Origin of the sequence: Pseudomonas sp. Irchel s3b6 (genome assembly GCF_900187415.1) — a bacterium.
Lineage (GTDB): Bacteria > Pseudomonadota > Gammaproteobacteria > Pseudomonadales > Pseudomonadaceae > Aquipseudomonas.
Map to the genome: position 1 here is coordinate 23,807 of NZ_FYDM01000021.1, position 10,550 is coordinate 34,356.

Below are 10,550 nucleotides of genomic sequence, written 5' to 3' on the forward strand. Positions count from 1 at the left end.
TTCGATTCTCCCCTTAGCTCAGGCGCAGGCGGCTCGCGCCTACCAGCCAGCTGTAAATCAGATAGAGCACGACCGTGGCCAGCAACAGCAGCCCACCGAGCGCGGTCGCCATGCCCCAGTTGATGCTGGTGTTGGTGTAGAACGCGACGAAGTAGCTGACCATCTGATCGTTCGGACTGCCCAGCAGCGCCGGGGTGATGTAGTAACCAATCGCCAGGATAAACACCAACAGGCAACCGGCGCCGACACCGGCATAGGTCTGCGGGAAGTACACCCGCCAGAAGCTGGCGAACGGGTGGCAACCCAGGGAAATCGCCGCACGCATGTAGGTCGGCGAGATCCCCTTCATCACGCTGTAGATCGGCAGAATCATGAATGGCAGCAGGATGTGCACCATCGAGATGTAAACCCCGACGCGGTTAAACACCAGTTCCAGCGGTTTATCGATGATGCCCATGGCCATCAAGGCGCTGTTGATCAGGCCACCGGACTGCAGCAAGACAATCCACGCCGCTACTCGCACCAGAATCGAGGTCCAGAACGGCAGCAGGACCAGAATCATCAGCAGGTTGCTTTGCCGTGACGGCAGGTTGGCCAGCAGGTAAGCCAGGGGATAGGCCAGCACCAGGCAGATCGCGGTGATGACCAGGCCCATCCAGAAGGTTCGGGCAAAGATATCGAGGTAAATGGCTTGATCGGGGGTTGCCGGAGCGATTTCCCCCAGATCGTCGATCCGGTGGTCGACTGCCGCCAACAGGTAATAAGGAGTGATGCTGCTGGTGTTGCGACGGACGGCCTGCCAGTAGGCCGGATCACCCCAACGCTCATCCAGGGCTTCGAGCGCTTCCTTATAAGAAGCCGGCTCGGTCTTGAACGGTAGCGCGCGGGCGGTTTTGGTCAGCAGGCTGCGATAGCCGGCCAACTCCATGTTCAGTCGCTTGGACAGATCGCCCAGGGTTTGATGCTTGCGGGCTTCGGCCAGGTCTTCGCTGGCGGCCTTGTAGACCGGATCCGCAGGCAGGCCTCGGCCATCCCAGGACGCAATGGCAGCCACGGTGCGCGGCATGCCACCGACCACTTCCGGGTTACCGACACTTTTGTAGAGCAGCGCCACGATCGGCACCAGGAACACCAGCAACAGAAACAGCACCAGGGGGGCGATCAAGGCTTGCGCCTTCCAGCGGTTGACCCGCTCGGCACGCGCCAGGCGCTGCTTCAAGGTGCTTTGGGTGCCCTCGTTCAAGGGAACGGCGATGGCCATGGCGAACTCCGAAATTCTTGGATCAATCGTTAATGTGGGAGCGGGCTTTTGTGGCGAGCGAGCTTGCTCCCTCGCCACAAAAGCTCGCCCCCGCAGGTGGGCGAGCCCACCTGCACAGGGTGGTGGTTACTTCGCAGCCCACGAGTTGAAACGCTGCTCCAGTTGCTCACCGTTGTCAGCCCAGAAGCTGACGTCGATCTGCACCTGATTGGCGATGTTTTCCGGAGTGGTCGGCATGTCTTTCAGGACGTCCTGAGCCAACAGCGGTACGGCTTGGGTATTGGCCGGGCCGTAAGCGATGTTTTCCGAGTAGGTCTTCTGCTGCTGCGGCTGCACCGAGAAGGCGATGAATTTCTTCGCGGCTTCGGCGCGGGTTTTGTCCAGGCCTTTTGGAATGGCCCAGGCGTCGAAGTCGTAGATGCCGCCGTTCCATACCACTTTCAGGTTGCTTTCTTTCTGCACGGCTGCGATTCGACCGTTGTAGGCCGAACTCATGACCACGTCACCGGAAGCCAGGTACTGCGGCGGTTGCGCGCCGGCTTCCCACCACTGAATGCTTGGCTTGAGTTCATCGAGTTTCTTGAAGGCGCGGTCCTGACCGTCCTTGCCGGCCAGCACTTTGTAGACGTCCTTTGGTGCGACGCCGTCGGCCATCAAGGCGAATTCCAGGGTGTACTTGGCCCCTTTACGCAGCCCACGCTTGCCCGGGAAGTTCTTGGTGTCCCAGAAATCGACCCAACTGGTCGGTGCGGTTTTCAGCTTGTCGGCGTTGTAGGCCAGCACGGTCGACCACACGAAGAAGCCCACGCCACAGGGCTGTATCGCACCCTTGACGTAGTCTTCGTTCTTGCCGAACAACGCAGGGTCCAGTTGCTCGAACATGTCTTCGTCGCAACCACGGGACAGCTCAGGCGACTCGACTTCTACCAGGTCCCAGGACACGCTCTTGGTGTCGACCATGGCTTTGACCTTGGCCATTTCACCGTTGTACTCACCGGCGATGATCTTGCCATGGCCCGCGGCTTCCCAGGGTGCGTAGAAGGCCTTGACCTGTGCCGCCTTGTTCGCGCCGCCAAACGACACCACGGTCAGGTCCGGGCCCGCCGCCATCGCGTGCGCCGCACCCAGCATGCCCACGACCAGGGCGGTGAATTTCAGGGATTTTGACATTTATTATTCTCTCCACGTGCAGGGTTGGTGAAGCAGGGGGCGATCAGTTCGCCTCTAGAAGTGGGTCAAGCGCTCGAACGTGCTCGACCTGCCAGCCAAGCGGAACCACGTCTCCAACGGCCAGCGCCGGATCCAGCTCGGCAATGGGCTGTTTCACGAAGAAGTCGGTCTTGCCACAGACTTCCAGGCGTACCCGGACGTGGTCGCCCAGATAGATGAATTCCGCCACCCGCCCGGAGAAGCGGTTGACGCATGACTCACTGGAGCCGTTGAGGCTCACGCGCTCCGGACGAATGGACAAGGTCACCGGCTCGCCGGTCTTGCCGACATTCACCGCCAGCGCTTCCACCTTCTCACCACGCCCCAGCTCGACCACGCAACGGTCGCCGTTCTGGCTGTGCAGACGGCCGTTGAGACGATTGTTCTCACCGATGAAGTTGGCGACAAAGGTGTTCTTCGGCTCTTCGTACAGCATGCGCGGGGGAGCGATCTGCTGGATTTCGCCTTGATGGAACACGGCTACGCGGTCGGACATGGTCAGGGCTTCGCCCTGGTCGTGGGTCACATAGACCACCGTCACGCCGAGGCGCTGGTGCAGGTGTTTGATCTCCATCTGCATGTGTTCACGCAGTTGCTTGTCCAGCGCGCCCAGCGGCTCATCCATCAACACCAGTTGCGGCTCGAACACCAATGCCCGGGCCAGGGCCACACGCTGTTGCTGGCCACCGGAAAGCTGCGCCGGGTAACGCTGGGCGAACTTGTCGAGTTGAACCATGCTCAGTACGCGCTTGACCCGGTCACTGACGTCGCTTTTGTTCAACCCGCGAACGGTCAGCGGGAATGCCAGGTTCTCGGCCACCGTCATGTGCGGGAACAATGCGTAGTTCTGGAACACCATGCCGATGTCGCGCTTGTGCGGCGGCACGTTGTTGATCGAACGGCCTGCCAGCAGGATCTCGCCCGCCGTCGGCGTTTCAAAGCCGGCGAGCATCATCAGACTGGTGGTCTTGCCGGAGCCGGACGGCCCGAGCAAGGTGAGGAATTCGCCTTTGCGAATGTCCAGGTTGAGGTCTTTGACGATCAGGTTCTCGCCGTCGTAGCTCTTTTGCACGCCACGAAAGCTGACCAGTACATCATTCGCCCCAGCGCTTGAATCAACCTCGCTCATACCCGCACCTTTGTATTCTTTATATGTAGGACTGCTGAGGACTAAGCCTAGTGGAGCCTCAAGACCACGCAAATCGGGGCGCAGGAGAGAATCGCCTCAGCCGGATGGAAGGCTGGGGGTAGGGATTGCCCTACAAGGATGGCGCGTTTTGACAAACGCAGAGGCAAGCTGTCAGCTACAAGCCGCAAGAACGGGCAACAGCGATATCGCAAGCTGTCGTAAATGGATATGTCACGCCGCTCCCACGTCGGATAGCAGTGAACCCGTGGAATGGTTGTGTCAGAGGAGTTTATGTTCCATCGCGTACTTCACCAGTTCCGCCAGGGAGGTGATGTTTAGTTTCTGCATCAGCCGCGCCTTGTGGGTGCTGATGGTCTTGCTGCTCAACGCCAGTTGCTGGGCGATATCGTTGACGTTGGCGCCCTGCGCCAGGCGCTCGAACACCGAGAACTCACGCTCCGACAGCAGCGAATGCAACGGCCGAGAATCCGTCAGGCCGACTTCGAAGACCATGCGGTCCGCCAGTTCCGGGTCAATGTAACGTCCCCCCGAAGCCACCTTGCGGATAGCGGTCAACAGCAGCGCCGGGTCGCTGTCCTTGGTGGCATAGCCGGCAGCCCCCACCTTCAATGCCCGAGCAGCCATTTGCGCCTCGTCGTGCATCGACAGCACCAGAATGGCCGGTGGATTGTTCAGCGCGCGGATCCGCGGGATGGCTTCCAGCCCATTGACGCCTGGCATGGAGATATCGAGCAGCACCACCTCGCAGGGAACGTGGCGCAAGGTTTCCAGCAGTTGTTCGCCATTGCTCGCCTCCCCTACCACCAGCAAATCCTTGGCCAGGCCGATCAACTGCTTGATGCCCTCGCGGACGATGGTGTGGTCTTCGGCTACCAGTACACGGATCACAGATTTCTCCAGAAAAAACAGCGTCAGGCTTCAAGCAACGGTACGCGGACCTTGAGGGTTGTGCCTTCACCCGGCTCGCTGTCCAGGATCAGTTGCCCCCCCATGATCAACACCCGCTCACGCATGCCAACCAACCCAAAAGACGTTGACCTGCCCGTAGGGGCGACAAAACCTACACCGTCATCGCTGATCGTCAGGCATAACTCGTCGTCTTCCAGCACCAGCGTCAGCTCTACAGTATGCGCCTGAGCATGGCGCATGACATTGGTCAGTGCTTCCTGCAGTATCCGGAACAGGCCAATAGCCTTGGCATCGCTGAGACTCGGTAGATTATCCGGCACCTGCACCAGGCACGGTATATGCGTGCGCGCTTCGAAGCGCCGGGCCTGCCACTCGATCGCCGAAGCGATCCCGGCGTCGAGAATCGGCGGACGCAATGCCGTGGCGACGTCGCGCACCAACTGGAACAGCTGGGCGATCAGGCGTTTCATGCTGTTGAGGCGCTCCCCCAGGCCCGGATCCAGATCGGCGTAGGCCAGTTCACACATGGATGTTTCCAGCTTGAGCACGGTCAGCATCTGCCCCAGCTCATCGTGAACCTCGCGAGCAATCCGCGCTTTTTCCTCTTCGCGCACACTTTCCAGGTGCGCCGACAGCTCACGCAATTGCTCCCGCGAACTGGCCAGCTCCAGTTCGATGCGCTTGCTCTCGCTGATGTCCCAGACAATGCCGTCCCAGACAAAGGCACCGTCGTCGAGACGGCGGGTGATGGCTTTGATTTCCGCCCAGCGCTGCTGGCCCTGGCGGGTGACGATTCGCCCTTGCCACGACCAGTCGCTGTCGGTATCCAGGGCGTGGTCCTGGGTCTGGTGATAACTGGCCTTGTCATCCGGATGCACCAAGCTGCGCAGGCCCATGTCGCGATGGCTCAAGGTCGCGGGCGAGTACCCCACCAGGCTTTCGCTGCCTTCGCTGATGTAGGCAAAGTCGATTTGCCCGGTCACTGGCGCCCGCTCCAGCCGAAACACCAGACCGGGAACGTTGGCGGCGATCCCCTGCAACCGTGCCTCGCTTTCTCGCAAGGCGGCCAAGGCCCGACGCCGCTCGGTGACATCATTGAGGTAAACCACCAGGTATTCGCTGTCGCGAAAGCGCAGGAAACTCAACGACACGTCAGCTGGCAAAATACTGCCATCGGCACGCACGCAGTTGGTTTCGAAACTTTGTGCCCCCTCTTCACTGGCCCGGGCACGCTTCCAGAGGTTCAACCAACGGTCCATGTGCAGGCCCGGTTCAAAGTCGATCAGCGGCCGATCGATAACGCCGCCCGGTGCATAACCAAGCATGTTCTCGGCGGCACGGTTGGCGTAACGCACATGGCTGTCCCAATTGACCCAAAGGATTCCGACGGTACTTTGATCGATTGAAAACTGGGTCAGGCGCAACGCTTCTTCGCTGGCTTCGCGCCGTGCAATGTTCTCCCTCGCGGCCAGCAAGCGCTGCTCCAGCACGTGTTGCTGACGACGCTGCCAGATCACGATGGCCATGGCACCGAACGCCACCACGACCAGCAGCAGGCAGAGGTTTTGCCAGAACCCCGGTGACTCCGACAACTGCGGGTATTTGGGTTGTAGCCAGCGTGCGTGCAGCTGTTCCAGATCCTTGGCCGGTATCGCATGCAACGCACTTTCGACAATGCCGGCCAACTCCGGCCAGTCGCGGCGTGTCGCCACCCTCAGCAACTGCGGCAGCCCGATATCGCCAACCACGACCAACCCGGAAAACTCAGGTTCGGCAGACAACCGACTCAGTTGGGCCTCATCGACGACGGCGTAGCGCGCCTGCTGAGTCAGCAGCAATTGCAGGGCCTGACGCTCCAGCGGTACGCCTTGCAGGTTGAGGTTGGCGTAATTGCTGCGCAAATAATCGGCGATTGCACTCGGCATTCGCACCGCGACCCGCGATTGACTGTCGAGTTTTTCCAGCTCCACCGCCCCTGCGGTTTTCTGCTCGCCCACCACCAGTTGCGGCACACGCATGTAGGGGTCGGTGAATTGCCACAGCCGCAAGCCTGCCGGGGTTTGCGTCAGGCCAGGGGCGACGTCGACCTCACCTTCGCGCGCTGCGGCCTCCAGTTGCGTCAGATCGGAAAAATGACGCCAGGTCAGCTCGACATTCAGTGCGCCGGCCAACCACTGCATCAACTCGATATTGGCCCCGGACAAACGCTGCAAGCGCCGGTCGTACTGGGCATAAGGCGCTTGCAGGACCACCCCCACACGCAACTCGCCGTGCTGCGCCAGCCATTGACGCTGGTCACTGCTCAGCGGTACGACGCGCGCAGGTGGTACGGCGATCGCCCACGCCATCAAGGGAAGCCAACAACAGCCGATAACCAACAGGCAGCGAAAACGCATCATCCGAAGTCTCACACACTGACAAATACTGACCAACCCATTAGGCTGCCGGGATTACTTCTGGCCTGGAATATCCGATGCCCCCTGTCTACCGCTCGGCACTGCCAGCATTGTGCCTGTCGCTGATACTGCCTTGTGCCTTTTCAGTTCAGGCTGCCGACCCGGCGCCCGCGACACCTGAAAAAACAGCCGAAGAAAAAACCCTGGAGCGCCAGCCACTGCCTGAGCGTAGCCAAGAAGACGCTGCCGCTCTTGAGCGCACGGTCCCCGCCCAGGAGCAACAACGGTTACAGGCGGGCAGCGAGACCTTTCTGGCACTCTGGAAGCCGGCCAACACCAGTGACCCCAAGGGTGCCGTGATTATCCTCCCGGGCGTCGGTGAAACGGCTGACTGGCCTCAAGCAATCGGTCCTTTACGGCAAAAATTGCCCGATGCCGACTGGGGCAGTCTGAGTCTTACCCTGCCAGACCTGCAAAGCAATGCCCCACAGCCACGTATCGTCGAGGCCCCGCCACCCGCCGCCACTACCGAGACACAGAACAAGGACGCCAGTACGGCGGCGCCCATCGAACAAGTGGCCGGCGGCGAAGGGGATATTGCGGATCGCCCGCTCGCCGAAACCGGCGAGGAGCGACTCAAGGCCGATGCCGAGCGGATCTACGCACGCATCGATGCCGCGATCGACTTCGCCGAGCAACAGAGTGTGCGCGGCATTGTCTTGCTGGGCCACGGCACCGGAGCCTATTGGGCTGCACGCTACCTGAACGAAAGACAACCGGCACAGGTTGATAAGTTGGTAATGATTGCGGCCCAGGCACCTGCTCCCCAGCCCGGTTTAAGCGAACTGACGACCCAACTGAAGCTGGCAACGCTGGACCTCTACTACATGGACAAAGCGACCGCCCAGAACGCGGCCCAGGAGCGCTTGAAAGCGAGCAAGCGCCTGAAAGACTCGACCTTCAGGCAGATTCCCCTCAAGACACTGCCGGGTAACAGTGCGGCCCAGCAGGAGCAACTGTTCCGCCGCGTGCGTGGCTGGTTGAGTCCACAGAGCGCACAAAGCTGATCGAGCCCGGGCCTCACCACAGGCCCTCCTTCAGGCAGCCCGACTAACGAAAGTCCCGCCGCTGACGAATCAACGTGTAAGCGTTGTGCAACTCCCGGGTCTTTTCTGTCGCCTCACGCACCTGGGACGGTGTCGCGCCACTGCCGGCAATCTTGTCCGGATGGTGGCGACTGAGCAGGCGACGATACGCGCGCTTGATCTGTGACGGCTCACTGGTGACAGACACCCCTAACAGGCGCATCGCCTCCTGATACGCCTCGCCACTGTTGGGCCGCTCTCGCTTGTGCGGTTCGTAGTCACTGGCCAGTGCCTGCACCTGTCCAGGCGTGCAGCCCAGCCATTTGCCCCACCGTGCAATCAACTCGCGCTCGGCAGCTCCGGCCCGTCCGTCCGCCCAGACCATCCGCCAACACGCACGCAAGACCCCCTCCGCCGCATGAGGCTGGGCCCGCAATCGCCGCAAATAGCCACGCAAGCGATCACGCCCGGACTTGCCCCGATTGAATGCGGCGATCGCCCGTTGCTGCGCAAAATCGTTCATCTCCAGCGCCCGCATTTCCTGACGTGCCTGGTAGATATGGCTATCCACCACCCGGCCGTCACTCTTGGCCAGGCGCCCGAGCAACACAAACAGCAGTTCATCGTTACGCAACATCGAACGACCGCCCAGTTGCTCACGCAAATGCCCCAGGCTTTGCAGTTGCAGGCGTCTATCCAGCGCCTGTCCCAACAAAGCGCCGAGCATGGCCCCCGGTATGCTGGCTATGGCAAAGCCAGCCCCGGCTCCAATCAGAGTCCCTGGCCACAGCATCTCAGCGGCTCGCTTGCAGCAAGTGTTCAACTTCGGCCAGACGCTCGTGCGTGCCCACGTCGACCCAATGCCCCTGCAGTCGCTCGCCCGTCACCTGCCCTTGGGCCATGGCCTCGCGCAACAACGGCGCCAGCTTGAAGGCGCCCTCACGGCAACCGGCAAAGAGCTTCGGATGCAGCACCGCGATGCCACTGTAGGTCAGGGTTTGTGCGTCCGCCCCGGCGTCATGCACCTGCCCCTCGACCAGACTGAAATCACCCCGCGGGTGGTGGGGCGGATTGTCGGCCAGCACCAGATGAGCCAGCCCTGCCAGCGGTTCACGCAAGGCGGCGAAGGCGTAATCCGTCCAGATATCACCGTTGACCACCACAAAGGCTTCCTCGCCCAGCAGCGGCAATGCACGGAAGATCCCGCCGCCGGTTTCCAGCGGCTCGCCTTCAGGCGAATACTGAATCTTCAGGCCATAGCGAGAACCGTCGCCCAGATAGTCTTCGATCTGCTGTCCCAACCAGGCGTGATTGATCACCACCTCGCTGAAACCGGCTGCCGCCAGTGCCCGCAGGTGATACTCGATCAATGGCATCCCCCCCACGCGCACCAACGGCTTGGGCGTGGTCAGTGTCAACGGGCGCATACGCTCGCCTTTGCCGGCCGCCAGAATCATTGCCTTCATGCAGAGACTCCCACCGAGGCGCGCAGGCTGGTCAGCAATGTGCCCAAGTCAGCCAGTTCAGGACGACGAGCCAGCACGGCCTCTATATAAGCAAAGAACCGGGGCACGTCCGTGAGGTACCGCGGTTTGCCATCGCGGTGGCAGATGCGGGCGAAGATCCCGATCACTTTCAAATGCCGCTGCACGCCCATCAGATCGCTGGCGCGCAGGAAGTCTTCGAAATCCGGCTGAACCGGGATTCCGACGCTGCCAGCTTGTTGCCAGTAGCTTTCCAGCCAGTCACGCACGCGCGCCTCGGGCCAACTGAGGAAAGCGTCCTTGAACAGACAGGTCACGTCATAGGTCACCGGCCCGTACACTGCGTCCTGGAAATCCAGCACACCCGGGTTCGGTTTGCTGATCATCAGGTTGCGCGGCATGTAGTCGCGGTGCACCAGCACTTTCGGCTGGGCCAGGGCACTGTCGATCAACAGGTCGCTGGCACGCTGCCAGAGTGCCTGCTGAGTGGCATCGAACTCGATACCCAACTCTCGCTTCACATACCATTCGGGGAACAGTTCCAGTTCGCGGCGCAGCAGTGCCACGTCATAACTGGGCAGCGGTGCAGTCATCGGCAGCTGTTGGAAGGCCAGCAATGCCTGCAGCGAATCCTTGAATAAATCGTCGGCATTTTCGCCGTTGATCACGTCCAGATAGGTCTGATTACCCAGGTCGTTGAGCAAAAGAAAACCGCGATCAAGATCCTCTGCATAGATTTTCGGCACATTGATGCCCGATTTCGCCAGCAAAATGGCGATATCCACAAAGGGCTTACAGTTTTCCTGAGGGGGGGGAGCGTCCATCACGACAAAGCTCCTGTCGCCGCCTTCCCAGCGAAAATACCGACGGAAGCTCGCGTCGCTGCTGGCCGCAGTCAACGTGGCCTGGGGTACATCCCCCCATCCTTGAGCGGCAAATACAATTGCCAATTGCTCATCGAGCCAAACTTTCAGGTGTTGCAAGCGTACATCTTGATCAGGCATTACAAGGGTCTCCGACGGCGCTAGCCGTCAAGCGGGTCATGCTTTATTATCC

9 protein-coding genes are annotated in these 10,550 nt (G+C 60.8%); 1 reads left to right on the forward strand and 8 read right to left on the reverse strand.

Annotated elements, in window-relative coordinates; translation table 11 throughout:
* Positions 1-13 precede the first annotated feature (13 nt).
* The 5 genes from CKW07_RS23290 to CKW07_RS23310 form a co-directional block, all read right to left on the reverse strand.
* Entirely contained in the window at positions 14-1,261 is a 1,248-nt protein-coding gene (locus tag CKW07_RS23290) for an ABC transporter permease (RefSeq protein ID WP_095147239.1), read from the reverse strand.
* A 126-nt stretch (positions 1,262-1,387) separates the two neighbouring features.
* The gene (locus CKW07_RS23295) at positions 1,388-2,431 is read right to left on the reverse strand and encodes an ABC transporter substrate-binding protein (protein ID WP_095082944.1); all 1,044 of its coding nucleotides are present in this window, start codon (positions 2,429-2,431) and stop codon (positions 1,388-1,390) included.
* 43 nt (positions 2,432-2,474) lie between these two features.
* Complete coding sequence (locus tag CKW07_RS23300; RefSeq protein WP_095082942.1) at positions 2,475-3,599, reverse strand: ABC transporter ATP-binding protein; 1,125 nt, start codon at positions 3,597-3,599, stop codon at positions 2,475-2,477.
* 279 nt (positions 3,600-3,878) lie between these two features.
* Positions 3,879-4,508, reverse strand: a complete 630-nt coding sequence (locus CKW07_RS23305; RefSeq protein WP_095082940.1) for a response regulator transcription factor — start codon at positions 4,506-4,508, stop codon at positions 3,879-3,881.
* A gap of 23 nt (positions 4,509-4,531) precedes the next feature.
* Positions 4,532-6,928, reverse strand: a complete 2,397-nt coding sequence (locus CKW07_RS23310; RefSeq protein WP_095147240.1) for a PAS domain S-box protein — start codon at positions 6,926-6,928, stop codon at positions 4,532-4,534.
* A 74-nt stretch (positions 6,929-7,002) separates the two neighbouring features.
* Here CKW07_RS23310 and CKW07_RS23315 point away from each other — a divergent pair, with 74 nt between their 5' ends.
* The gene (locus CKW07_RS23315; RefSeq protein WP_095147241.1) at positions 7,003-7,992 is read left to right on the forward strand and encodes an alpha/beta hydrolase family protein; all 990 of its coding nucleotides are present in this window, start codon (positions 7,003-7,005) and stop codon (positions 7,990-7,992) included.
* A gap of 43 nt (positions 7,993-8,035) precedes the next feature.
* On the opposite strand, the gene CKW07_RS23320 is transcribed toward CKW07_RS23315, so the two are convergent.
* From CKW07_RS23320 to CKW07_RS23330, 3 genes are read right to left on the reverse strand one after another with little or no spacing between them, the layout of a single operon-like run.
* Positions 8,036-8,803 (reverse strand): TerB family tellurite resistance protein, encoded by a 768-nt coding sequence (locus CKW07_RS23320; protein WP_095147242.1) that lies wholly within the window; start codon positions 8,801-8,803, stop codon positions 8,036-8,038.
* 1 nt (position 8,804) lies between these two features.
* Entirely contained in the window at positions 8,805-9,476 is a 672-nt protein-coding gene (gene murU, locus CKW07_RS23325) for an N-acetylmuramate alpha-1-phosphate uridylyltransferase MurU (RefSeq protein WP_095147243.1), read from the reverse strand.
* The gene (locus CKW07_RS23330; RefSeq protein WP_095147244.1) at positions 9,473-10,498 is read right to left on the reverse strand and encodes an aminoglycoside phosphotransferase family protein; all 1,026 of its coding nucleotides are present in this window, start codon (positions 10,496-10,498) and stop codon (positions 9,473-9,475) included. The genes murU and CKW07_RS23330 overlap by 4 nt, the downstream gene beginning before the upstream one ends.
* Between the last annotated feature and the right edge of the window lie 52 nt (positions 10,499-10,550).